We start from the raw sequence: 22,856 nt of genomic DNA, 5'->3' as shown, positions 1-22,856 counted from the left end.
GGGCGTGACGGTTAGACGCCTTCCGGGGCTTTTTGGTGCCAGTCGGTCGCCAGCTGGTACTGGTGGGCGACATTCAGCAGCTTCGCTTCGGCAAAATAATTGCCGATGATTTGCAGGCCGACCGGGCGCTTGGCGTTCTTCTTGCCGGCGCCGAAACCGCAAGGAATCGACATGCCGGGCAGACCGGCCAGGCTGGTCGACAGGGTGAAGATGTCGGCCAGGTAGTTGGCGACCGGGTCGTTCGTCTTCGAGCCGGCATCCCAGGCGACGGTCGGTGCGACCGGGCCCATGATCACGTCGCACTTGTCGGCAAACGCGGCCTGGAAGTCGTCGGCGATCAGGCGGCGGATCTTTTGCGCCTGCACGTAATAGGCGTCGTAGTAGCCATGGCAGAGCACATAGGTGCCGACCATGATGCGGCGCTGGACTTCGCGGCCGAAGCCTTCGGCGCGCGACTTCTTGTACATGTCGGCCAGATCCTTGTACTCGCTGGCACGGTGGCCGTAGCGCACGCCGTCGAAGCGCGACAGGTTCGACGAGGCCTCGGCCGGGGCGATGATGTAGTAGGTCGGGATCGACAGCGCGGTTTTAGGGAGCGAAATATCAACCAACACAGCGCCCAATGCCACGAACTGGTCGAGCGCGGCGCGCACGGCGCTTTCCACGTCGGCAGCCAGGCCTTCGCCGAAGTATTCCCGGGGCACGCCGATGCGCAGGCCGTTCAGGGGCTTGTTCAGGTCGCGCGCGAAGTCTTCGTGCAGGTTGCCCTGCTCGGGCGTCAGGCTGGTCGAGTCGCGCTCGTCGTGGCCGACCATTTCGTTCAGCAGCAGGGCGCAGTCCTCGGCCGTCTGCGCCATTGGGCCGCCCTGGTCGAGCGAGGAGGCGAAGGCGATCATGCCGAAGCGCGAGACGCGGCCATAGGTCGGCTTGATGCCGGTGACGCCGCAGAAGGCGGCCGGCTGGCGGATCGAGCCGCCGGTGTCGGTGGCGGTCGCGGCCGGCGCCAGGCGCGCAGCGATCGCGGCAGCCGAGCCGCCCGAGGAACCGCCCGGCACGGCCAGCGCATCCCACGGGTTCTTGACGGGGCCGAAGGCCGAGTTCTCGTTGGCCGAGCCCATCGCGAATTCGTCGCAGTTCACTTTGCCCAGCGTGACCATGCCGGCGGCATTGAAACGCTGGACGACGGTGGCGTCGAAGGGGCTGACGTAATTGGCCAGCATCTTCGAGCCGGCAGTCGTGCGCCAGTCCCGCGTGACGAAGATATCCTTATGGGCGATCGGCACGCCGGTCAGCGGGCCGGCACTGCCTTCAAGCAGGCGCTGGTCGGCCGCCGCCGCCTGGGCCAGCGACAGGGCCGGGTCGACGTGCAGGAAGGCGTTGTGTTCGCTCGCCGCGATGCGGTCGAGGAAGTGGCGGGTCAGTTCGGTACTCGATACCTGCTTCGAATGCAGCAGCGCCGACAGTTCTTTGATGGTCTTGTTATGCATAATGCGTCGTCTGTTCGTGGAGGCGGGCGAAGTGACTGGTTACTCGATGACCTTCGGCACCAGGTACAGGCCGTCCTGGGCTTTCGGCGCGGGCGCCTGGTAGTCGTCGCGGCGGTTTTCTTCCGTGACCACGTCTTCGCGCAGGCGCAGCGGCAGTGCGAGGATCGCGGCGAGCGGATGCGACAATGGCGCAACACCGCTCGTGTCGACCGCCTGCATCTGTTCGGCCAATGCGAAGATGCCGTTCAATTCGCCCAGTGCGGTGTCGGCGTGGGCGTCGTCCATATCGAGCTGCGCCAGGTTGGCGATCCGTTTTACGTCTGAAAGAGTCAGGGACATGGCAAAAAGCGCGGCGCGGGCCGCGTTCAAAATGTGGTTGGGCGAATAACGAATGGCAGCGGGCTTGTCGCGGCAGGCTGTTGAACAGCGTGCTACGGTCGATAAAACCTTGCTAATACCGTCGATCTCGCTCGGGAACTGGGGGGTAAAACCCCCTGTTTTCAGCGTCTAATGGGAAAATAATCGGCAAATTATAAGGTAGAATGGCGGGCTAATGCGTGGTCTGCGCCGAATGAGCGCGGCCACTGCAGCCAGCGCCTGTCCGAGACAGGTTGTCTGAGATAGTTTGTATGACAAGACCGCCGGGCGCAGGCAGGGCCGACGCGGCGAGGATTCCCGATCAATCGTTTTAGCGCGCCTTCGCGCATCAGGACACACATGTTTGGTTCTTTACGCAGTTACTTCTCGAACGACCTGGCCATCGACCTGGGTACCGCCAACACGCTGATCTATGTGCGCGGCCAGGGTATCGTGCTGGACGAGCCATCGGTCGTTGCGATCCGCCAGCAGGGCGGCCCGAACGGCAAGAAGACGATCCAGGCGGTCGGCAAGAAAGCCAAGCAGATGCTGGGCAAGGTGCCGGGCAATATCGAAGCGATCCGTCCGATGAAGGACGGCGTCATCGCCGACTTCACCGTCACCGAAGAGATGCTCAAGCAGTTCATCCGCATGGTGCACGATTCGAAATTCTTCCGTCCATCGCCGCGCATCATCATCTGCGTGCCATGCGGCTCGACCCAGGTCGAGCGCCGCGCGATTCGTGAGTCCGCCTTGGGCGCCGGCGCTTCCCAGGTCTACCTGATCGAAGAGCCGATGGCCGCCGCGATCGGCGCCGGCCTGCCGGTGTCGGACGCGACCGGTTCGATGGTGGTCGACATCGGCGGCGGCACCACCGAAGTGGGCATCATCTCGCTCGGCGGCATGGTCTACAAGGGCTCGGTGCGCGTGGGCGGCGACAAGTTCGACGAAGCCATCGTCAACTACATCCGCCGCAACTACGGCATGCTGATCGGCGAACAGACCGCCGAAGCGATCAAGAAGGCCATCGGTTCGGCCTTCCCGGGTTCGGAAGTGAAGGAAATGGAAGTCAAGGGCCGCAACCTGTCCGAAGGCATCCCGCGCGCGTTCACGATCTCGTCGAACGAGATCCTGGAAGCGCTGACCGACCCGCTCAACAACATCGTCTCGGCCGTCAAGAACGCGCTCGAGCAGACCCCGCCGGAACTGGGCGCCGACATCGCCGAGAAGGGCATGATGCTGACCGGCGGCGGCGCGCTGCTGCGCGACCTCGACCGCCTGCTGATGGAAGAAACCGGCCTGCCGGTGCTGGTGGCCGAAGACCCGCTGACCTGCGTGGTGCGCGGCTCGGGCATGGCGCTGGAACACAATGACAAGCTGGGTTCGATCTTCTCCTACGAATAAGCGTTCCGCTTCGATAGGGCAAGACCTGGGCGGGCGGCCTGGCATCATGCCAGCCGCCCGCTGCGCTAATTCCGGGCAGCTTTGCTGCCATTATTGAAATTCATGGATTACAGTCCTCCGCCGCTTTTCAAACAGGGCGCTCCCGCGCGGGTCAAGGTGACCGTGGCCGCACTGGTCTCGCTGACCCTGCTGGTGGTCGATGCGCGCATGCATGTGCTCAACACCGTGCGCCAGGTCGCCGCCACCGTGCTCTATCCGCTGCAAATGGCCGCGCTCATGCCGCGCGACGCCGTGGCCAGCATGGGCGGCTATTTTTCCTCGCTCTCGAGCCTGCAGAACGAAGTGCGCGAGCTGAAGAACCAGCAAGTGGCGCAGGCCCAGTCCATGCAGCAGGCCCAGCTTCAAATGGCGGAGAACGCCCACCTGCGGCGCCTGCTGGAAGCGCGCGAGCATCTGCCGGTGCAGTCGATCATGGGCGAGATCCTGTACGACGCGCGCGATCCCTCGACCCGCCGCATCGTGCTCGACCGCGGCGCTCGCAGCGGCGTGCAGCTCGGCTTGCCGGTGATCGATAACGCCGGCGTCATCGGCCAGGTCACCCGCGTCTTCCCGTTCACTTCCGAAGTCACGCTCCTCACCGACAAGGAGCAGGCCATCCCGGTGCAGGTGCTGCGCTCGGGCCTGCGCAGCATCGCCTACGGGCGCGGCCGCTCGGGCCTGCTCGACCTGCGCTTCGTCGCGCCCGACGCCGACATCCAGGTCGGCGACGTCATCGTCACCTCGGGCCTGGACGGCATGTATCCGGCCGGCCTGGCCGTGGCCAAGGTCGTGCAGGTTGAGAAGGTCGCGGCCGGCGCCTTCGGGCGCGTGGTCTGCCAGCCGCTGGGCGGCGTCGACCGCAACCGCCAGCTCCTGATCGTGATGTCGCAGGTGGCGCGTGCGCCGCGCCCGGCCGATCCGTCGCCGGCGCCCGCGCACGGCGCCCCCCGCCGCAACCTGCCGAAGATGGAGCCGGTGCCCCTGCCGCCGCTCGCGGCCGCGCCGCTGCCGGCGCAGGGCGCTCCGACGCAGCCGGGCGCGAATACGCCCGCCGGGGCTGGCGGCACGCCGCCTGTCGCGCCGTCTACCACGCCATCTGCCACGCCGTCCGCCAATCCTGCGCTTACGCCGCCGGCCGCCACGCGTCCCGCCGCGCCGCCCGCCGCCACCGTGCGTCCGGCCGCGCCGCCATCGGCCGCCGTCACCCCACCGGCCCAGCCGGCCATCCGCAAGGAGGGCGCGTAATGCCCGGAAATCGCCCCAACTACATCCTGCTGCCGGTCAGCCCGCTGTTCATCGCGTTCAGCCTGACCTGCGCTTTCATGCTCAACCTGCTGCCCTGGGGGCAGTGGATCGGCGCGCCCGATTTCGTGGCGCTGGTGCTGGTCTTCTGGGGCATCCACCAGCCGAGAAAAGTCGGCATCGGCGTCGCCTTCGGCATGGGCCTCCTGATGGACGTGCACGACGCCACGCTGCTGGGCGAGAACGCACTGGCCTATACGTTGCTGTCGTATGTCGGCACGATGATCCACCGCCGCGTGCTGTGGTTCCCGGTGCTGACCCAGGCCATGCACGTGTTCCCGCTGCTGCTGCTGGCGCAGGCGATCCAGGCGATGGTGCATTTCTTCGCCACGGGCCGCTTTACCGGCTGGCTGCACTTCATCGAAAGCGCGGTCGCCGTCGCCCTGTGGCCGGTGATTACCTGGTTGCTGCTGGCGCCGCAGCGGCGCGCGGTCGACCGCGACCATACCCGTCCGATCTGACGGCGCGCCGCCTTCGAACGCAGTAAATGACCGACGCAGTAAATGACTGACGCAGTAGATGACTGAAATTAAAGACAGCGACCGCGAGATCCACCACTTCCGCCTGCGCCTGACGGTGCTGATGGCGCTGGTGTTCGTCTGCTTCGGCATCCTGGTGGCCCGCTTCGTGTGGCTGCAGGTGATCCAGCACGACAAATACCACGCCCAGGCCGAGGACAACCGCATTGCCCTGGTGCCGATCGTGCCCAACCGCGGCCTGATCGTCGACCGCAACGGCGTCGTCCTGGCGCGTAACTACTCGGCCTACACGCTCGAGATCACGCCCTCCAAGCTCCAGGCCAACATGGACTCGGTGATCGACGAACTGGCCAAGCTGGTGTCGATCGAACCGAAAGACCGCAAGCGCTTCAAGCGCCTGATGGAAGAGTCGCGCACCTTCGCCAGCGTGCCGCTGCGTACCCGCCTCACCGACGACGAGGTGGCGCGCTTCACGGCCCAGCGTTTCCGCTTCCCCGGTGTCGAGGTGCAGGCGCGCCTGTTCCGCCAGTATCCGCTGGGCGAAGTGGCGTCGCACGTGGTCGGCTACATCGGCCGCATCAACCAGCGTGAATCGGACGCCCTGGCCGAGAGCGACGACGCCGCCAACTATAACGGCACCGACCATATCGGCAAGGAAGGCCTGGAAAAGCGTTACGAGCGCTACCTGCACGGCACCACCGGCTACGAGCAGGTCGAGCGTTCGGCCGGCGGGCGCGCGATCCGCACCCTGGCGCGCCGCCCGCCCGTCCCCGGCAGCAACCTGATCCTGTCGATCGACATCGAACTGCAGAAGGTGGTCGAGGAAGCCTTTGGCGACCAGCGCGGCGCCTTCGTCGCGATCGAGCCGAGTACCGGCGACGTGCTGGCCTATGTCTCGCGTCCGGGTTTCGACCCGAACCTGTTCGTCGACGGCATCGACACCCAGAACTGGAACGAGCTGAATACCTCGCTGGATAAACCGCTGATGAACCGGCCGCTGTCGGGCACTTATCCGCCCGGCTCGACCTTCAAACCGTTCATGTCGCTTGCCGCCCTCGAGCTGGGGCTGCGGCGGCCCTCGGACGGCATCCGCGATCCCGGCTTCTTCATGCTGGGCGGGCACCGCTTCAACGACGACAAGCCGGGCGGCCACGGCTATGTCGACATGTACAAGTCGGTGGTCGAGTCCTGCGACACCTATTACTACCAGCTCGGCAACGAGATGGGCATCGACCGCCTGTCGAGCTTCATGCGTCCGTTCGGCTTCGGCGAGCCGACCGGCATCGACCTCGATCACGAAAAGACCGGCGTGCTGCCGTCGAAGGAGTGGAAGGCGAACCGCTTCAAGCGCAACCGCGCGGCCCAGAAATGGGTGGGCGGCGACACCATCTCGGTCTCGATCGGCCAGGGCTTCAACAACTACACGATGATCCAGCTGGCGCACGCGGTGGCCAACCTGGCCAACAACGGCGTGGTGATGAAGCCGCACCTGGTGAAACTGATCGAGGACGGCGCCACGCGCCAGCGCACGCTCACCGTGCCGAAGGAAAGCCGCCGCATCCCGCTCAAGCAGGAGAACATCGACTTCATCAAGCGCACCATGGTCGGCGTGACCCAGGAGTCCTACGGCACCGGCCACCGCGCCTTTGCCAACGCCGGCTATATCTCGGCGGGCAAGACCGGTACGGCCCAGGTGATCGGCCTGAAAGGGCAGAAGTACAACGCCAACGCGATCGACGAGCGCCACCGCGACAATGCGCTGTATACGGCCTTCGCACCGGCCGACACGCCGCGCATCGCGATCGCGCTGGTGGTCGAGAACGCAGGCTTCGGCGCGGCCTCGGCGGCGCCAATCGCGCGCAAGGCGCTCGACTACTACCTGCTCGGCAAGCGCCCCGCGCCGCCGAAGCCGGTCGACGCGCCGGCTGGCAAGAAGACGGTCGTGGCCGGCCGCGCGGCCGCCTCCTCGGCGCCTGCCACAGCACCGGCAAGCGCTGGCGCCGCACCTGCCACCCTCATGGCGCCGGCCGCCACCAAGGAGTAAAGCGAATGGCTTATTACCCGGAGCGGCGTTCCCTCAGCCGCCGCCTGAAACCCTATTTCACCGTCTTCGACTGGCCGCTGGCCATGATCCTGTTCATGCTCGTCACCACCAGCATGATCACGATGTCCTCGGCCGGCACCGAATTCCCCGGCCGTGTCGAGTCGCAGATGCGTAACTTCATCCTCGCCTTCGTCGTCATGTGGGTGGCCTCGCTGATTCCGCCGCAGACGCTGATGCGCCTGGCGGTGCCGATCTATACCTTCGGCGTCGCCTTGCTGATCGCGGTGGCCATGTTCGGCATCATCAAGAAGGGCGCGCGGCGCTGGCTGCACGTGGGCGTCGACATCCAGCCGTCCGAAATCATGAAGATCGCCACACCGCTGATGATCGCCTGGTATTTCCAGCAGCGCGCCAAGATCGGGGAGTGGAAGTCCTTTGTGGTGGCGGGCATCCTGCTCGCGATTCCATTCACCCTGATCGCCAAGCAGCCCGACCTCGGCACGGCGCTGCTGGTGGGCGCGTCCGGCTTCTACGTGATCTTCCTGGCCGGCCTGTCGTGGAAAGTGCTGATCGGCCTGGCCGTGGCCGCGGCCGCCAGCATGCCGGTGGCCTGGTCGATGCTGCACGACTACCAGCGCGAGCGCGTCATGACCCTGATCGACCCGACATCCGATCCGCTGGGCAAGGGCTTCCACATCATCCAGTCGGTGATCGCGATCGGTTCCGGCGGCGTGACCGGCAAGGGCTACCACCAGGGCACGCAAGTGCAGCTCGAATTCGTGCCCGAACAGACCACCGACTTCGTGTTTTCCGTGTATTCGGAAGAATTTGGACTGGTCGGCAACCTATTTCTTTTGGTAATCTACCTGCTGTTGATCGGCCGCGGGGCAATGATTGCCGCGAATGCGCCCAACATGTTCTCGCGCCTGCTGGCCGGCGCGATCACGATGATTTTCTTCACGTATGCCTTCGTCAACATGGGCATGGTGAGCGGGATCCTGCCTGTCGTGGGAGTTCCCTTACCGTTCATGAGCTACGGCGGTACCGCGTTCATCACGCTGGGCCTCGGCGCTGGTATATTGATGAGCATACAACGACACCGGAAACTGGTGCAGACTTGACCTGAGGAGGATGCGATGACCGCTCCGAGACATCTCCCAGCGGTCATTGCCCTAGCGGCATTGATGACCGGTTGCGGATCGACTGGCGAACACAAGACGCTGGTGCCGCTACCCTGGAACCACAAAGTCGCCGTCAACCACGGCGACATCGACTTGCCGGCGGCCGGCTCCGGCCGCGGCGGCTACTACAAGGACGACGGCCCGGGCCGCAACATTCCGCCCGGCCTGGAACTGGTGCCCGACGCCATCGTGCGCGCTGAGCCCTATGCGAAATGGGCGAACCGCCCGTATTCCGTGTTCGGCCAGACCTATAATCCGATCCTGCACGAGGAACCCTTCAACCAGCGCGGCGTGGCCAGCTGGTACGGCGTGAAATTCCACGGCCAGCGCACCTCGTCCGGCGAACCCTACGACATGTACAAGATGACGGCCGCGCACCCGACGCTGCCGATTCCATCCTATGCGCGCATCACCAGCGTCGCCACCGGCAAATCGGTCGTGGTGCGCATCAACGACCGCGGGCCCTTCCACGCCAGCCGCATCGTCGACGTCTCGTACACGGCAGCCCTGAAACTAGGCCTGCTGGGCAAGGGCAGCCACGAGGTCGAGCTCGAACGCCTGTTTCCGAACGACCCGAGCCGCCTGGCCACCGTTCGCCGCGCCGCCACCTCGCAGGCGCAAACCCTGAACGTCACGCCGGCGCCGCCCGACATCGCCATGCTGATGCTGGAAGACCGCGTGCAAACCGACAGCGCGGCTGCGGTGCAGGCGCTGCCGGCCTCGCAGACCCTGGGCACGGCCACTTCGGCCGCCGGCTTCTGGCTCCAGCTCGGCGCCTACAGCCGTGCCGACAAGGCGCAGGAAATGAGCCGCCAGCTGGCCGATGCCGGGGTCGAGGTCGGCAGCCTGGAAGTGGCGCCGGCGGGCAGCGTGCACCGGCTGTACGGCGGGCCGTTCGGCTCGCGTGCGGAGGCGCAGCAGGCGGCCAAGGGCTTGCCGTCGGGCTTGGGGTTGAAGCCGATTGTGGTGAAGCGCTAGGCTGCTGCTGGATCGGATGATCTGGCGTGCGGACGCGTGGACTCCCGAGTCCACGGATTTGTGCGCATGCGATCCTGAACCGCAAAGCCGAAGGGATCAGCGGCAAATATGGAGCACCGCTGCCGGCATGCCGCGGCCGGCGTCGACGATGCGGCCGCGGATGTCGGCATCGATGCCGCGGAAGCGGTAGGCGAAGCGCTGCGATTGCGGGCCGCGCGGCAGGATGCGCACGTTGGCCACGCCCTGTTTCGTCAGGCGCGCCTGCTCGGTGCGTGCCGCCACCTCGGTCTTGAACACGCCCAGCGAGATCGCCCACTTCATCGGCGACTCGCCCTGCATCACGAAGGAATTGGTCACGCCGCGCTCGCGCAGTTCGGCCGTGCGGCGATCCGCGCCTTCCTTGCCGCCCTGCGGCGGCAAATACACCATGTAGCTGCTCACTTCCTGGTAGGGCACCGTCAGGCGGGTCTGGCGCGCGCCGAGGTTTAGGCCGGCCAGGCGGGTTTCGAAGCGGCGTGCGTCGGCCGCCGCGAAGGCGTCGGTTTCGACGCAGGCGACGGCGGGCGAGGGCGCCGGCGCTGCAGGCACCGCGGCCGGCACCACCGTTGCAAGCTCGGCGGGCGCGGCGGCGGGCGTGTCGGCGGGCGCGGCGGCGTCGGCCATCGCCTGCGCCTGAGCGCCGCTGAGCAGCACCAGCTTGTCGGCGGCAAGCTGGGTGCGCAGGCGCGCCGGTTCGCGGGTTTCATGCTCGAAGCTGCCCAGGAAGCCGCGGCCGTACGCGAACAGCAGCGCGTTCGCGCACAGCAAAACCCAGAATACGAATCTCAGCAAGTCCCGTCCCCCATGTCCACGTCCGCCAGCGCCACCGCGTGCAGCCCGACCAGCACGATATTATCGGCCATCCGGTAGCCGCACTTGAGCGCGGGTGCGATATACGGCGCGGCCCCGCCCGAGAGGATGCAGAAGGCGCCGCCGTGGGCAGCGACGGCGCGCTCGATCGCGCCGGCCTGGGCCGACAGGCAGCCGGAGACGATGGCATCGATGGTATTGTCGGCGAATTGCGGCGGCGGCGCCGCACCGGGTGTCGCCTGGGGCAGCTGCGCGGTATTCTTCGCCAGCGCGCCGGCCATCAGCGCCAGGCCCGGCAGGATCATGCCGCCGATGAAACGGCCGTCGGCGGAGACGGCATCGACCGTCGTCGCCGTGCCGCAGGTGGCCACAATCAGATCCTGGCCGGGCGCCAGCGCGCGCGCGCCGATGGCGGCGGCGAAGCGGTCGCAGCCAAGGCGCTCCGGCTCGCGGTAGCCGTTGACCAGGCCGGCGCGGCTGCCGCTGGAGGCGAACCATTCGACTGGAATCGGCGCCAGCAGGGCGGCCAGGCGCTCGCGCAGGGCGGCGCCGGCCACGTTCGAGACCAGCGCGCGGACAACGCCCCCGCCGTGCCAGCCAGCCGCGGCGGCATCGAGGTCGGCATGGTGGGCGGCGCCGGAGGCCAGCCACTGCCCGGCGCTGGCACCGGCTTCGGCCAGCGCCCACTTCACGCGGGTATTGCCCGCATCGATCAGCAGCAGCATCTAGTGGGCGCCTTTCACGCGCAGCGACACGTCGCCGGCCAGCACCGCAATGCGGCCGTCCAACGTGTCGAGCAGCAGCCGGCCGGCGTCGTCGACCCCGGCGGCCAGGCCCTCGTGCAGCACGGCGCCGCCATCGAGGATGGTCACCAGTTCGCCCTGCCAGGCATGGCGCAGGTTCCAGCGCGCGGCAAAGGCGGCGAACCCGGTGCGTTCGAATTCGCGCAGCACGCCCGCCAGGCCGTCGAGCAGGGCGGCCATCAGCGCGTCGCGCTCCATGCGCGCCAGCCACGGGAGCGATGCGGCGCTGCGCCCGATCTGCGCTTCGAGTTCGTCCGGCAGCACCAGGTTCAGGCCGATGCCGATCACGGCCCAGACGCCGCCGTTCTGTGCTGTCTGCGTCTCGATCAGGATCCCGGCCAGCTTGGCGCCGCCCTGCAGCACGTCGTTCGGCCATTTCAAATCCACCTGCACGCCGAGGCGTTCGAGCGTCTCGGCCAGCGCCACGCCGACCGCCAGCGGCAGTCCGCTCAGGCGCTGCAGGCCGCCCTCGAAACGCCAGGCCAGCGAGAAGGTCAGCGAGCCTTCGCTGGACGAGAGCCAGCTGCGGCCGGCGCGCCCGCGTCCGGCGGTCTGGTTGCGCGCCACGAGCAGCAAGGGGACGGTGAGCGTCGGCGCGCGTGCGAGCAGGTCGGCATTGGTCGAGCCGGTCTCCTCGACCACCTCGACGGCGATGCCCGCACCCGAGAGCGCGGCGATGGCGGCGCCGTTCATGCGGTCTCCTTGCGCGGCTTCGTCGGCGCGCGCGCGAACAGCAGGTCGAACAGGCCGTTCGGCAGGGCGCGCAGCAGTTTGGCGACCGCACCCATCTGCCAGGGCAGCACGCGGTAGCTGTCGCCGCGCGCGATCGCGCGCACGGCGCTGGCGGCGAAGCGTTCGGCCGGCATCAGGAAGGGCATGGGAAAACGGTTGTTGCGGGTCATGGGGGTATCGATATAGCCGGGCGCGATGGTCACCACGCGGATGCCGGAAGACTTCAATTCCAGGCGCAGCGACTCGCAATACGCGTGCACCGCCGCTTTCGAGGCGCAGTAGGCGCCGGCGCCGCGCATGCCGCGCACGCCAGCGACGCTGCCGATGGCAACCAAACGGCGCCGGCCGCCTTGCGCCTTCATCGGCCCGATGAAGGGCGCGAAGGTAGCGACGGTGGCGTTGACGTTGGTGGCGAAGACGGATTCGAACACCGCCAGGTCTTCGGGCCGTTCGGTGAGCGTGCCGTGCGAGATGCCGGCGCTGGCGATGACGATGTCGGCACCGCCCGCGTGCGCCAGGAAGTCGCGCGCGGCGGCGGCCAGCGCCTCGTGATCCTGCACGTCGAGCGCGTAGCGGCAGTGGCGCTCGGGATGGGGGAGGGAGGCGACGAGCGCGTCGAGCACCTCGCCACGCCGCGCAACCAGGCCGAGGGTGGCGCCGCGCGCCGCGTATTCGCGCGCCAGCGCCGCGCCGATGCCGCTTGAAGCGCCGGTGATGAAGACCCGGTCGGCGTGCGCCGCCGCGGTCATTTCTTGTCCGCGCCCTTGTCGGCCTTCGCGCGCGCCACCAGTGCGTCCATTACCTGCAGGGCGACCTGCTGCTGTTCGGTCTCGCTGTGCGCATGCGCACCATGGTCGTGCGAAGCTTCCGGATTGGCCATCGAAGGCGAGGTGATGAAGCGGCCGTCGATGGCGACCAGCGGCCAGTGGTCGACCTTGTACTCGCTCATCATGGCCGCAGCGCGGCGCAGGCGCGACTGCACGCCGATCGAACGGTAGGCGTCGGTGAAGCGGGCGCGGTCGATGCCGGCCTTCGCCACCCAACCCAGCACTTCCTCGTCGTCGGCGAAGCGCACGCCCTGCTGGTGCATGGCGGCGAAGACCTTGGTGTGGTACTGCTCGGTCAGGCCGAGCGCCTCGAGCGTGGCGAACAGGCGCAGCTGGGGCAGCGCGCGCTGGCCGGCCGCCACGTGCACGCGTTTGAAGGCGATGTTGGCGCCCTGCTTTTTCACCCACTCGGCCAGCAGCGGCTCGAACACGTTGCAGTGCGGGCAGGAGTAAGCGAAGAACTCGATGACTTCGACCTGCTTGCCGGCCGGCGTGTCCAGTTTCTGCGGCAGCACCTGGTAGTGCACGCCTTCCTTCGGCGCGACAGGGGCAGCGGCGACAACGCCGCTCAGGGTCAACAGGGCAGCGGTGCACAGCAAACGGCGAACGAGTTGCATCGAATTTTCCTTTTTACTTTTGATTACGAACGATGGCGACGTCGATGCCGCTGTCGAGCAGCTTGGCGCGCGCTTTATTCACGGCTTCGACCTGGCTGAACGGGCCGAGGCGGACACGGTGCAGGGTGCCGCTGTCGCTGGCGCGGTCGCTGATCGCGGCCTCGAAACCGAGCAGGGCCAGCTTGGCGCGGGTGTTCTCGGCGTCCGACATTTCGCGGAAGGCGCCGGCCTGCAGGTAATAGATGTACTTGTCGTCGCCGCCGGCCGATGCGGCAGCGGGCGCCGCCGGTGCACCGGCGGGAGCAGCGGCCGGCGCCGGTGCGGCCGGCGCAGCCTTCGGCTCGCTCGCGGCCGTCATGCCGGCGATTGCCTGGCCAAGCGGATCCGATTCGGTGGCGGCCGCTGGCGCCGGTGCCGGCGTTGCCGCGGCCGGGGCGGCAGCTTCCGACTTCTTCGCTTCGCGTTCGGCCAGCTGCTTGGCCGCTTCGCGCGAGGCGTCGCGGTTGCCGTACATCGGCTTGTTCGGGTCGTTCGCCAGGCTCGGTTCGAGATCGGCCGGACGGCCCATCTTGTTCGAGCGGTCGGTGAAGGGAGAAGCGCCCTTGGTGATCATCAGCGCCACCACGACTGCGATGCCCAGGCCGATGATCAGGCCGATGATGATGCCGGTCAGGGTGCTGCCGCGCTGGCGGGAAGGGAAACGGAGGGAGGCGGTCATGGTCGCTCTTTTTACGCTTGTGGTTCGTCGTTGGCTTCGGCAGGTGCGCGTTCCATCTTGTTCGGCGCCGAGACGCCGATCAGGGCCAGGCCGTTGCGCAGCACCTGGCGGGTGGCCGTGGCCAGGGCCAGGCGCGCCAGTTTCAGTTGCTCGTCGTCGTCCAGCAGCCACTTGTGGGCGAAGTAGTAGCTGTGCAGTTCGCCCGCCAGTTCGCGCAGGTAGAAGGCCACCTGGTGCGGGCCGAGTTCGGCCTGGGCGCGCTGCAGCACTTCCGGATACGCGGCCAGCTTCGACAGCAGGCCGGCCTCGTGCGGCGTGGTGAGCGGCGACAGGTCGACGTTCGCCAGCTGGGCTTCGTCGCCGCCCCAGTTGGCGAGGGCCGAGCAGATGCGCGCGTGGGCGTACTGCACGTAGTACACCGGGTTCTCGTCCGAAGTTTTGAGGGCGACGTCGACGTCGAACACGAATTCGGTATCGGCCTTGCGCGAAATGAGGAAGAAGCGCACCGCGTCGCGGCCGCGCGTGACGTCGCCGTTGCCCGACCATTCGATCAGGTCGCGCACGGTCACGTAGGAGCCGGCGCGCTTGGAGATCTTGACCTCTTCGCCGTCCTTCATGACGGTGACCATCTTGTGCAGCACGTAATCGGGATAGCCCTGCGGGATGCCGATGTCGACCGCCTGCAGGCCGGCGCGCACGCGGGCGATGGTGCCGTGGTGGTCGCTGCCCTGGATGTTGATGGCCTGGTCGAACCCGCGGCGGAACTTCTGCATGTGGTACGCGACGTCCGGCACGAAATAGGTATAGGTGCCGTCGGACTTGCGCATCACACGATCCTTGTCGTCGCCATAATCCGTGGTCTTGAGCCACAGCGCGCCGTCCTGCTCGTAGGTGACGCCGGCGTCGACCAGGGCCTGCACGGCCTGCTCCACCTTGCCGTCGGCGTAGAGCGAGGATTCGAGGTAGTAGTTGTCGAACTTGACGCCGAAGGCCTGCAGATCCTGATCCTGCTCGTTGCGCAGGTAGGCGACCGCGAAGCGGCGGATCGATTCAAGGTCGTCGGCGTTGCCGCTGGCGGTGGCCGGCTCGCCATCGCTGGCGGAGACGGTCTTACCGGCCAGGAAGTCGTTGGCGATGTCGGCGATGTAGTCGCCGTTGTAGGCCGACTCGGGCCACTCGGCGTCGCCCGGCTTGAAGCCGCGCGCGCGCGCCTGCACCGAATTGGCGAGGGTGGCGATCTGGACGCCGGCGTCGTTGTAGTAGAACTCGCGGGTCACTTCGTGGCCCTGCGCCTCGAACAGCGAGGACAGGGCGTCGCCCAGCGCCGCCTGGCGGCCGTGGCCCACGTGCAGCGGGCCGGTCGGGTTGGCCGAGACGAATTCGATGATGGCGTGGTGGCCCTTGCCGGACTCGCCGCGTCCAAACGCGTCGCCCTGCTGCAGGATGGTGCGCACGACGGACTGCTTGGCGGCGGCGGCCACGCGCAGGTTGATGAAGCCGGGGCCGGCGACGTCGGCCGCTTCGACCAGGCCGGCCGCATTGGGATCGGCCAGCAGGGCGGCGACCAGGCGCGTGGCCAGTTCGCGCGGGTTGGTCTTCAGGGGCTTGGCCAGCTGCATGGCGATATTGCAGGCGACGTCGCCATGGCTAGGATCGCGCGGGCGTTCCAGGACGATGTTCGGCTTTTGCTGCGTGGGCGTCAGGTCGGTGCCGTCGATGATCGGCGCAAGGGCAGCCTGGAAGAGGGCAACGATCTCTTGTTTTTGTTGGGCGAGCATAAATTCGGTCGATGAGCGGTCGGTTGGTGCATGGAGCCGGTGGCACGGCCCCGGCAAACAGGGGTTCATTATACTGGTTTGCTGCAGCGCCGAATACGGCCCGCTGCGGCCCGCTCCAGCGCCCGGCTGGCGGGTTTAAGCCCGGCCAAAGAAGGAGCCGGTACAATGCGGGTCTTTCCCGTATTGACCCGCCATCATGACCGACAAGCGCCCGACGCTCTCCATCAAGCCCAAGGCCGCCGGCGCCCCGGCGTCCAAGCCCGCTGCCCGGCCCGCCTCCAATCCGGCCGCCCAGCACGCCCGGCCGCAGGCGCCCAAGCGGCCCGCGCCCAAGGTGGAAAAGAAGCCTGAAGCGAAGCCGGCCGCGCCTGCGCCTGCGCCGCGCCCGAGCCACGAAGTCAAGCCCCAGTTCCAGCAGGCGTACCGCCCGGATCTGCCGCACGATTCGCTGGCCCTCGCCATGCTGGGCGCGGCCAGTGCCGTGGCAGGGGTGCGCGGCGGTACGGCGCTGCCCCAGGCCCTGTCGAACGTGTTCTCCGCCTACGGCGTCACGCCCCAGGGCCGCGGCGCCATCCAGGATCTGGCCTACCGCACGATGCGCGGACTCGGGCGCGCCGAAACCCTGCTCGGCCTGATGACGACCAAGGCGCCGGACGTGCCGATGCTGGTCGGCCTGATCGAATGCGCGCTCGTGCTGCTCGATCCCGCCGATGGCGAAAAAGCGGCCTACGAGCCCTTCACGGTGGTCGACCAGGCGGTCACGGCGGCCAGCCGCCACCCCGATTTCGCCCATGCCAAGGCGATGGTGAACGCCGTGCTGCGCCGCTTCCTGCGCGAGCGCGACGCCCTCGTCGCCACCGCCCTCAAGCAGCCGCTGGCGCAATGGAATTACCCGCAGTGGTGGATCGACGCCACCCGCGCCGCCTATCCGCGCGACTGGGAAGCGATCCTGGCGGCCGGCAACCGCCAGCCGCCGCTGACCCTGCGCGTGAATACCCGCAAGACCACGCTGGACGACTACCTGCGGCTGCTGGCAGGGGCGGGCATGGAAGCCGACGTGGTCGGCCCGCAGGCCCTGCGCCTGAAGCAGGCGACCAACGTGGCGCAGATTCCCGGTTTTCATGACGGCCTGGTGTCGGTGCAGGACGCCGGCGCCCAGCTGGCCGCGCCGCTGCTCGACCTCCAGGACGGCATGCGCGTGCTCGACGCCTGCGCGGCGCCGGGCGGCAAGAGCGGTCATATCCTCGAGATCGCGGACGTGGCGCTGACCTCGGTCGACGCCGACCCGCAGCGCCTGGCGCGCGTGGGCGACAACCTCGGCCGCCTGGGCCTGTCGGCCACGCTGGTGGCGGCCGAAGCGCAGACGCGCGGCTGGTGGGACGGCCAGCAGTACGACCGCATCCTGGCCGACGTGCCGTGCACGGCCTCGGGCATCGTGCGGCGCCACCCGGACATTCGCTGGCTGCGCCGCAAGACCGACACGCGCCAACTTACAACACTTTCCGGGGAGATACTCGACAATCTTTGGCAGATGCTACGGGCCGATGGTAAATTGTTGTTTGTGACATGTTCACTCTGGCCCCAGGAATCGGAGGCACAGGCGGCCGCTTTCGCGGCACGCCACGACGACGCCATCCGCCTCGCTGCGCCGGGGCAGCTGCTTCCCTCGAGCGGCGCCGGGCTCGATCATGATGGACTGTTCTACGCCCTGTTCCAGAAGAAGAGAGCGGCCTAAGGTTCTCTCGCACGCTCCACGCTCAATTTGATTAGGTTTCGGCCCTTGTGACTTTACGATTCTTTCGCCTCCTCGCCTGCCAGCTCCTGCTGGTCTTCGCGTGCGCAACGGCGCAGGCGGCCGACGGGATCGATATCACGCTGGCGAAAATCGAGGCGTCCGACGAAGGCTACCGCCTCGGGGCCAATTATTCGTTCGACCTGAACCGCGACCTCGAAGACGCCCTGCAGCACGGCGTCAAACTCTATTTCACGACCGAGATCGAACTGACGCGTCCGCGCTGGTACTGGCGCGACGACCGCGCCGTCTCGACCAAGCGCACGGTTAGCATCTCGTACGACGTGCTGCTGCGCCAGTACTACGTGTCGATGGGCGGCAGCGTCCAGCAGACCTACCAGACCCTGGACGAAGCCATGTTCCAGATCCGCCGTCCGGGGCGCTGGCTGATCGCCCCCAAGGGCGCGCTCAAGCACGGCGAGACCTACGAGGTCAGCCTGCGCATGTACATGAACCGCGACCTGCTGCAAAAGCCGCTGCAGGTGAACGCGTTCAGCAACTCCGACTGGCATCTTGCCTCGAACCGGAAGACTTTCAACTACCGTGCGGAGTAAGGCGTGAACCAGGCCATGCGCTACGCGCTGGTGATCGGCGGTGCGGTCGTTTCGATCCTGCTGTTCCTGCTTGCCTCGGCGTCCGACAACTCCGGCTTCTTCGACCGCTACTACTCCTGGCTGCTGGGCCTGAACGCGACGATCGCGTTCCTGCTGCTGATCCTGGTGGTGGTCGCCCTCGGACGCCTGTACTCGCGCTACAAGGCGGGGCGCTTCGGCTCGCGCCTGATGGCCAGGCTGGTGCTGCTGTTCGCCGGCATCGGCATCCTGCCGGGCCTGGTCATCTTCATGGTGTCGGTACAGTTTGTCTCACATTCGATCGAGTCCTGGTTCGACGTCAAGATCGAGGCAGCCCTGCAATCGGGCCTGAACCTGGGCCACGCCGCGCTCGACGAATCGCTGGCCGAACTGTCGGCGAAGAGCCAGACGGTGGCTGCGACCCTGTCCGGCCTGGACGACGTCGGCGCCCAGCTGACGCTGTCGCAGCTGGTCTCCGACACCGAGGGCATGCAAAGCGCGCTGCTGCTCGACGCCAACGGCAAGCTGGTGGCCAGCGCCAGCGAAGACCGGCGCGCCGACCTGACGGCCGACCTGCCGAACCCGCAGATGGTGCGCCAGGCCGCGATGCCCGGCGGGTATGCGCGCGCCGAGGGCGGCATCGAACTCGACTTCCGCGACAACGCCGGCAGCGAAGGCGAGGGCTCGAACGCGCTCGACGCCGCCACCGGCCTGCGCCTGCGCGTCGTGATGGCCGTGCCCGAGCCGCCCGGCGCCGCGCCTCGCTACCTGCAGCTGATGCAGACGGTGCCGGTCAACCTGGCCTCGAACGCCGAGGTGCTGCGCTCCGCCTTCAGCGAATACCAGCAGCGCTCGGTGGCGCGCGAAGGCCTGCAGCGCATGTACATCGAAACGCTGACCCTGACCCTGCTGCTGGCCATTTTCGGCGCCATCGGCAGCGCGGTGCTGATCGCCGGGAACCTGGCCCAGCCGCTCCTGGTGCTGGCCGAGGGCACGCAGGCGGTGGCCGAGGGCGACTTGTCGCCGCGGCCGATCGTCGAGACCAACGACGAACTGGGCACGCTGACCCAATCCTTCAATGCCATGACCGGCCAGCTGTTCGAGGCCAGGAGCGCCGTCGAGCGCAACCGCGCGGCCCTGCAAAGCGCCAAGGCCCACCTCGAATCGGTGCTGGCCAACATGTCGGCCGGCGTGCTGGTGCTCGACGCCGAAGGCACGGTGGTGAATTCGAACGAGGCCGCCTGCCGCATCCTGCAGATGGAGCAGTGCAACCTGAACGGGCCGCTCTCGAGGATCGAGGGCCTGGAGCACTTCGCCGCCACCGTCACGCGCGCCTTCTCGACCCAGAGCGCGCAGTCGGCCGCGGGCACGTCGCGCCAGCGCACCCACTGGCAGCAGGAAATCGAGATCCCCCGGCGCGCGCCTGGCGAAGACCACGACACCACCTTGCTGGCGCGTGGTTCGCGCCTGCCGGTCGGCGTGGGCAGCGGCTTCATCGTCGTCTTCGACGACATCTCGGACGTGATCTCGGCCCAGCGCTCGGTGGCCTGGGGCGAGGTGGCGCGCCGCCTGGCGCACGAGATCAAGAACCCGCTGACCCCAATCCAGCTCTCGGCCGAACGCCTGCAGATGAAGCTGGAAGACAAGCTGGAGGCGGCCGATGCGGCCCTGCTGGCGCGCGCGACCACGACCATCGTCAACCAGGTCGACGCCATGAAGCGCATGGTCGACGACTTCCGCGATTACGCGCGCACGCCGCCGGCGGTGCTCGAGCCGCTCGACTTGAACGCCCTGATCGAAGAGATCCTCACCTTGTATCTGGCCGAGGATGCCTCCGACATCATCCACGCTTCGCTCGCGCCGTCCCTGCCGCGCGTGATGGGCGACCCGACCCAGCTGCGCCAGGTGATCCACAACCTGCTGCAGAACGCCCAGGATGCGCTGGCCGACCGCGGCCCGGATGCGAAAGAACCCCGCATCGACGTCGCCACCGAAATCATCCGCTACACGGGCGCCGACGGCATGGCGGGGGAGGCGGTGCGCCTGGCGATCCTCGATAACGGCCCCGGCTTCGCGCCCAAGATCCTGGCCCGTGCCTTCGAGCCCTACGTGACATCGAAGGCGCGCGGCACCGGCCTCGGCTTACCGATGGTGAAGAAGATCATCGACGAGCACGGTGGCCGCATCGATGTCCAGAACCGTCCGGACGGAAGTGGCGCGTCGGTATTCATTTTGCTGTTAAAGTTAGCACAAGAGGCGAACTTGGCCGAAGTGTAAAACGGGCATAGAATCACGACTGGAATCACACCTGTGCATTACAGCTGTTAACTCGGGCGGAGACGGAAGGCAAAGATGGCGAACATACTCGTAGTCGATGATGAAATGGGCATCCGCGAGCTGCTCTCGGAAATTCTGGGAGACGAAGGCCACGCAATCACGCTGGCTGAAAACGCGCAGCAGGCACGCGAAGCGCGCGCCGCAGGCGCACCCGACCTGGTGCTGCTCGATATCTGGATGCCGGATACCGACGGCGTCACGCTGCTCAAGGAGTGGCAGCGCGACGGCCTGCTCACCATGCCGGTCATCATGATGTCGGGCCATGCCACCATCGACACCGCCGTCGAGGCCACCCGCATCGGCGCCCTGAATTTCCTTGAAAAACCGATCGCCCTGCAGAAGCTGCTCAAAGCCGTGCAGCAGGGCCTGACCCGCGCCCAGGAAGTGGCGCGCGCGCCGGTGCCGCCGCCGCGTCCAGTCATGCCGGCGCCGGTGGTCGAAGCGCCGCCCGTCGCCAACCCGATGTTCGCGGCCCAGCCCGTGCCGGCGCCCCTGAACGGCGCACGCGTGGGCGTGATCGGCCACGGCGAAACGCAAGGCTATACGCTGTCCTTCGACTTGCCGCTGCGCGAAGCGCGCGACGCCTTCGAGCGCATGTACTTCGAACACCACCTGGGCCGCGAAGGCGGCAGCATGACGCGCGTGGCCGAAAAGACCGGCCTCGAGCGCACCCACCTGTACCGCAAGCTGAAGCAGCTCGGCGTCGAACCGGGCAAGCTCGGCAAGCGGGGCGGATGAGCGCGGCAGGGCCCGCCGACGCTTTCTCCTCCGGCTCCTCTTTGCGTCATCCGATTCCTACGACACTCGTTCTCGGCCCTAGCGCGGCACTGCGCGAAGCGGCCATCTCCTACACCCTCCAAGACCCCGCTACGCCCCGTGACGACGGGGCTGCCGTCATCCTGGAAGGGCTTTCGGACGGCAATCCGCTACTGGAAAATTCCGACAAACTCCTGATTTCACGCATCGCGCCCGGTTGTCTGTGCTGCGCAGGAAATCTCGTCATGCGTGTTACATTGAATCGTCTGCTGCGCCAGCGGCCGGCACGCCTCTTCATCGGCGTTGCCGACACGGCGCATCTGGATCAGTTGCGATCATGGCTGAGCAGTACGCCATACGATCAGCTGTTGGCTCTCACGCCCGACCTGCACTCTTGAAATCGCGTCGGCGAGCCCCACCTCTTCACTGAAGTCATATCCAGCCGCCCGCCGCCGCGCGACTGGAAAACCTCTGATCAAGAGAAGGAGTCACCATGAACATGATCTATAACAGCGAACAGTACAGCGTGGTCGAATTTGGCGTCGATCGCGACCTCGAGGCCCTGCGCTTCGGTGGTTACGAAATCGTCGACAAAGCCGGCCGTCGCGAAGCGTTCATCGGCGGCAAACTGGCACAATCGTTCCGCCGCGACGTCAACAATCTCATCGCAAGCGAGCCGACCATGGAAGAAATCGACGATTTCCTCGGCTCCTACGACACCCTGATGAGCCAGCCGGTGGTGCTGCACTAAGCCCACCCAGTCAGCTGGAGGAACATCACAGACGGCCAGGGACACCAACTGGGATGCAGGCGCCGGCCAAAGCCGGTGCCGCATCCGCCCTGGGCCTCGCAGTACCCCCCCCGCAGCACCCGCAGTAACGTTTCACACCCGCCGCGGTCATGCCCGACCCGGATCACATGGTAAGCTCTTCACCATGTGCCAACTCCTTGCAATGAACTGCAATGTCCCGACCGACATTGTGTTTTCCTTTACCGGTTTCGCCCATCGCGGCGGCCGCACCGATACCCACCACGACGGCTGGGGCATCGCCTTCTTCGAGGGCGCCGGCGTACGCCATTTCGTCGACCACCAGGCTGCCATCGCCTCTCCCATTGCCGAACTGATCAAGCGGTACCCGATCAAGTCGACGAATGTCATCGCCCATATCCGCAAGGCCACGCAAGGCAGGGTCGCGCTGGAGAACTGCCATCCCTTCGTGCGCGAACTGTGGGGCCGCTACTGGGTGTTCGCCCACAATGGCGACCTGAAGGAATTCAAGCCGCACCTCGACGGCGCCTTCCGTCCGGTCGGCAGCACCGACAGCGAGCAGGCCTTTTGCTTTCTGCTGCAGGAATTGCGGCGCCGCTTCGGCGACAGCCCGCCGCCGCTGCCGGCCCTGCGCGCCGCGCTGGGCGAGCTGGTAGGCGCCGTGTCGGCCTACGGCACCTTCAACATGATGCTGTCGGACGGCACGGCCCTGTTCGCGCATTGCTCGACCAAGCTCAGCTACGTCGTGCGCCAGTATCCTTTCGTCACCGCCAGCCTGTCCGACGAGGACTTGTCGGTCGATTTTTCCCAGGTGACGACGCCGAACGACCGGGTCGCCATCATCGTCACCGAACCGCTGACGACGAACGAGACCTGGACGGCCTTCGCACCCGGCGAGTTATTGCTGTTCATCGATGGCGCGCCAGTGGGAGCCGATTTTTAGCTTATAGGCATCTTTTTATGCATAAAACGATGCCGAAAATCCACTAATTGCCGAGAATCGGGTAGAGTGGACAGCTTGAACGTGACACGGGA

Annotated in this window: 22 protein-coding genes; 13 read left to right on the top strand and 9 right to left on the bottom strand. The window is 67.0% G+C overall.

The features are described 5' to 3' along the window. Positions 1-11: 11 nt before the first annotated feature. Together gatA and gatC are read right to left on the bottom strand one after the other, a co-directional pair. A complete protein-coding gene (gatA, locus tag ASF77_RS11010; protein ID WP_056338940.1) occupies positions 12-1,487 on the bottom strand; it encodes an Asp-tRNA(Asn)/Glu-tRNA(Gln) amidotransferase subunit GatA in 1,476 nt (491 codons plus the stop codon). A gap of 39 nt (positions 1,488-1,526) precedes the next feature. Continuing rightward, a complete protein-coding gene (gatC, locus tag ASF77_RS11005) occupies positions 1,527-1,826 on the bottom strand; it encodes an Asp-tRNA(Asn)/Glu-tRNA(Gln) amidotransferase subunit GatC (RefSeq protein ID WP_056339065.1) in 300 nt (99 codons plus the stop codon). A gap of 378 nt (positions 1,827-2,204) precedes the next feature. On the opposite strand from gatC, the gene ASF77_RS11000 reads away from it, so the two are divergent. The 6 genes from ASF77_RS11000 to ASF77_RS10975 all read left to right on the top strand — a co-directional run bounded on the left by ASF77_RS11000 (position 2,205) and on the right by ASF77_RS10975 (position 9,271). Next, on the top strand, positions 2,205-3,248 hold the full coding sequence (locus ASF77_RS11000) for a rod shape-determining protein (protein WP_056338938.1): 1,044 nt from the start codon (positions 2,205-2,207) through the stop codon (positions 3,246-3,248). 102 nt (positions 3,249-3,350) lie between these two features. Continuing rightward, entirely contained in the window at positions 3,351-4,532 is a 1,182-nt protein-coding gene (mreC, locus tag ASF77_RS10995) for a rod shape-determining protein MreC (RefSeq protein ID WP_056338936.1), read from the top strand. Next, positions 4,532-5,050, top strand: coding sequence for a rod shape-determining protein MreD (gene mreD / locus ASF77_RS10990; protein ID WP_056338934.1), 519 nt, complete (start codon positions 4,532-4,534; stop codon positions 5,048-5,050). Before mreC ends, mreD begins: the two co-directional genes overlap by 1 nt. Before the next feature lie 58 nt (positions 5,051-5,108). Beyond that, positions 5,109-7,112 (top strand): penicillin-binding protein 2, encoded by a 2,004-nt coding sequence (gene mrdA / locus ASF77_RS10985; RefSeq protein ID WP_056338932.1) that lies wholly within the window; start codon positions 5,109-5,111, stop codon positions 7,110-7,112. 5 nt (positions 7,113-7,117) lie between these two features. Further along, a complete protein-coding gene (rodA, locus tag ASF77_RS10980) occupies positions 7,118-8,233 on the top strand; it encodes a rod shape-determining protein RodA (protein ID WP_056338930.1) in 1,116 nt (371 codons plus the stop codon). Positions 8,234-8,296: 63 nt separating this feature from the next. Then, positions 8,297-9,271 (top strand): septal ring lytic transglycosylase RlpA family protein, encoded by a 975-nt coding sequence (locus ASF77_RS10975; protein ID WP_229445381.1) that lies wholly within the window; start codon positions 8,297-8,299, stop codon positions 9,269-9,271. A 96-nt stretch (positions 9,272-9,367) separates the two neighbouring features. Here the strand turns inward: ASF77_RS10975 and ASF77_RS10970 are convergent, their stop codons facing one another. The 7 genes from ASF77_RS10970 to argS are packed head-to-tail and all read right to left on the bottom strand — an operon-like array spanning position 9,368 to position 15,595. Next, positions 9,368-10,102, bottom strand: a complete 735-nt coding sequence (locus tag ASF77_RS10970) for an SPOR domain-containing protein (RefSeq protein WP_056338926.1) — start codon at positions 10,100-10,102, stop codon at positions 9,368-9,370. Continuing rightward, the gene (locus ASF77_RS10965) at positions 10,096-10,845 is read right to left on the bottom strand and encodes a type III pantothenate kinase (RefSeq protein ID WP_056338924.1); all 750 of its coding nucleotides are present in this window, start codon (positions 10,843-10,845) and stop codon (positions 10,096-10,098) included. The genes ASF77_RS10970 and ASF77_RS10965 overlap by 7 nt, the downstream gene beginning before the upstream one ends. Further along, complete coding sequence (locus tag ASF77_RS10960; protein ID WP_056338921.1) at positions 10,846-11,616, bottom strand: biotin--[acetyl-CoA-carboxylase] ligase; 771 nt, start codon at positions 11,614-11,616, stop codon at positions 10,846-10,848. After that, positions 11,613-12,404, bottom strand: coding sequence for an SDR family oxidoreductase (locus ASF77_RS10955; RefSeq protein ID WP_056338920.1), 792 nt, complete (start codon positions 12,402-12,404; stop codon positions 11,613-11,615). The genes ASF77_RS10960 and ASF77_RS10955 overlap by 4 nt, the downstream gene beginning before the upstream one ends. Continuing rightward, positions 12,401-13,099, bottom strand: a complete 699-nt coding sequence (locus ASF77_RS10950) for a thiol:disulfide interchange protein DsbA/DsbL (RefSeq protein ID WP_056338918.1) — start codon at positions 13,097-13,099, stop codon at positions 12,401-12,403. The genes ASF77_RS10955 and ASF77_RS10950 overlap by 4 nt, the downstream gene beginning before the upstream one ends. Before the next feature lie 13 nt (positions 13,100-13,112). After that, positions 13,113-13,817, bottom strand: coding sequence for an SPOR domain-containing protein (locus tag ASF77_RS10945; protein ID WP_056338916.1), 705 nt, complete (start codon positions 13,815-13,817; stop codon positions 13,113-13,115). Between the two features lie 11 nt (positions 13,818-13,828). Further along, positions 13,829-15,595: an arginine--tRNA ligase gene (gene argS, locus ASF77_RS10940; protein ID WP_056338914.1), complete on the bottom strand. Its 1,767-nt coding sequence runs from the start codon at positions 15,593-15,595 to the stop codon at positions 13,829-13,831. A gap of 196 nt (positions 15,596-15,791) precedes the next feature. On the opposite strand from argS, the gene rsmB reads away from it, so the two are divergent. The 7 genes from rsmB to ASF77_RS10910 all read left to right on the top strand — a co-directional run bounded on the left by rsmB (position 15,792) and on the right by ASF77_RS10910 (position 22,764). Beyond that, the gene (gene rsmB / locus ASF77_RS10935; RefSeq protein WP_082493705.1) at positions 15,792-17,330 is read left to right on the top strand and encodes a 16S rRNA (cytosine(967)-C(5))-methyltransferase RsmB; all 1,539 of its coding nucleotides are present in this window, start codon (positions 15,792-15,794) and stop codon (positions 17,328-17,330) included. Positions 17,331-17,377: 47 nt separating this feature from the next. Continuing rightward, positions 17,378-17,941 carry a DUF4390 domain-containing protein gene (locus ASF77_RS10930; protein WP_056338911.1) on the top strand — a complete coding sequence of 188 codons (564 nt, stop codon included), beginning with the start codon at positions 17,378-17,380 and terminating at the stop codon, positions 17,939-17,941. Between the two features lie 3 nt (positions 17,942-17,944). Further along, entirely contained in the window at positions 17,945-20,236 is a 2,292-nt protein-coding gene (locus ASF77_RS10925) for a PAS domain-containing sensor histidine kinase (protein WP_056338910.1), read from the top strand. A 75-nt stretch (positions 20,237-20,311) separates the two neighbouring features. Next, positions 20,312-21,034: a response regulator gene (locus ASF77_RS10920; protein WP_056338908.1), complete on the top strand. Its 723-nt coding sequence runs from the start codon at positions 20,312-20,314 to the stop codon at positions 21,032-21,034. Continuing rightward, positions 21,031-21,450 (top strand): GTPase, encoded by a 420-nt coding sequence (locus tag ASF77_RS23635; RefSeq protein WP_229445380.1) that lies wholly within the window; start codon positions 21,031-21,033, stop codon positions 21,448-21,450. Before ASF77_RS10920 ends, ASF77_RS23635 begins: the two co-directional genes overlap by 4 nt. 95 nt (positions 21,451-21,545) lie before the next feature. Next, complete coding sequence (locus ASF77_RS10915) at positions 21,546-21,803, top strand: DUF3567 domain-containing protein (RefSeq protein WP_027865841.1); 258 nt, start codon at positions 21,546-21,548, stop codon at positions 21,801-21,803. 184 nt (positions 21,804-21,987) lie between these two features. After that, the gene (locus ASF77_RS10910; RefSeq protein ID WP_056338906.1) at positions 21,988-22,764 is read left to right on the top strand and encodes a class II glutamine amidotransferase; all 777 of its coding nucleotides are present in this window, start codon (positions 21,988-21,990) and stop codon (positions 22,762-22,764) included. Positions 22,765-22,856 lie beyond the last annotated feature (92 nt).

Origin of the sequence: Massilia sp. Leaf139 (assembly GCF_001424165.1) — a bacterium.
Taxonomy (GTDB): Bacteria; Pseudomonadota; Gammaproteobacteria; order Burkholderiales; family Burkholderiaceae_D; genus Telluria.
Note: the sequence above shows the minus strand (reverse complement) of the source record. Positions and strands in the feature narration are given on the sequence as shown.

What these genes read in the sequence shown, in the direction of transcription:
- gatA (WP_056338940.1), bottom strand. Translation starts at nt 1,487, where the DNA reads ATGCATAACAAGACCATCAAAGAACTGTCGGCGCTGCTGCATTCGAAG.
- gatC (WP_056339065.1), bottom strand. Translation starts at nt 1,826, where the DNA reads ATGTCCCTGACTCTTTCAGACGTAAAACGGATCGCCAACCTGGCGCAG.
- ASF77_RS11000 (WP_056338938.1), top strand. Translation starts at nt 2,205, where the DNA reads ATGTTTGGTTCTTTACGCAGTTACTTCTCGAACGACCTGGCCATCGAC.
- mreC (WP_056338936.1), top strand. Translation starts at nt 3,351, where the DNA reads ATGGATTACAGTCCTCCGCCGCTTTTCAAACAGGGCGCTCCCGCGCGG.
- mreD (WP_056338934.1), top strand. Translation starts at nt 4,532, where the DNA reads ATGCCCGGAAATCGCCCCAACTACATCCTGCTGCCGGTCAGCCCGCTG.
- mrdA (WP_056338932.1), top strand. Translation starts at nt 5,109, where the DNA reads ATGACTGAAATTAAAGACAGCGACCGCGAGATCCACCACTTCCGCCTG.
- rodA (WP_056338930.1), top strand. Translation starts at nt 7,118, where the DNA reads ATGGCTTATTACCCGGAGCGGCGTTCCCTCAGCCGCCGCCTGAAACCC.
- ASF77_RS10975 (WP_229445381.1), top strand. Translation starts at nt 8,297, where the DNA reads ATGACCGGTTGCGGATCGACTGGCGAACACAAGACGCTGGTGCCGCTA.
- ASF77_RS10965 (WP_056338924.1), bottom strand. Translation starts at nt 10,845, where the DNA reads ATGCTGCTGCTGATCGATGCGGGCAATACCCGCGTGAAGTGGGCGCTG.
- ASF77_RS10960 (WP_056338921.1), bottom strand. Translation starts at nt 11,616, where the DNA reads ATGAACGGCGCCGCCATCGCCGCGCTCTCGGGTGCGGGCATCGCCGTC.
- ASF77_RS10955 (WP_056338920.1), bottom strand. Translation starts at nt 12,404, where the DNA reads ATGACCGCGGCGGCGCACGCCGACCGGGTCTTCATCACCGGCGCTTCA.
- ASF77_RS10950 (WP_056338918.1), bottom strand. Translation starts at nt 13,099, where the DNA reads ATGCAACTCGTTCGCCGTTTGCTGTGCACCGCTGCCCTGTTGACCCTG.
- ASF77_RS10945 (WP_056338916.1), bottom strand. Translation starts at nt 13,817, where the DNA reads ATGACCGCCTCCCTCCGTTTCCCTTCCCGCCAGCGCGGCAGCACCCTG.
- argS (WP_056338914.1), bottom strand. Translation starts at nt 15,595, where the DNA reads ATGCTCGCCCAACAAAAACAAGAGATCGTTGCCCTCTTCCAGGCTGCC.
- rsmB (WP_082493705.1), top strand. Translation starts at nt 15,792, where the DNA reads ATGACCGACAAGCGCCCGACGCTCTCCATCAAGCCCAAGGCCGCCGGC.
- ASF77_RS10920 (WP_056338908.1), top strand. Translation starts at nt 20,312, where the DNA reads ATGGCGAACATACTCGTAGTCGATGATGAAATGGGCATCCGCGAGCTG.
- ASF77_RS23635 (WP_229445380.1), top strand. Translation starts at nt 21,031, where the DNA reads ATGAGCGCGGCAGGGCCCGCCGACGCTTTCTCCTCCGGCTCCTCTTTG.
- ASF77_RS10915 (WP_027865841.1), top strand. Translation starts at nt 21,546, where the DNA reads ATGAACATGATCTATAACAGCGAACAGTACAGCGTGGTCGAATTTGGC.
- ASF77_RS10910 (WP_056338906.1), top strand. Translation starts at nt 21,988, where the DNA reads ATGTGCCAACTCCTTGCAATGAACTGCAATGTCCCGACCGACATTGTG.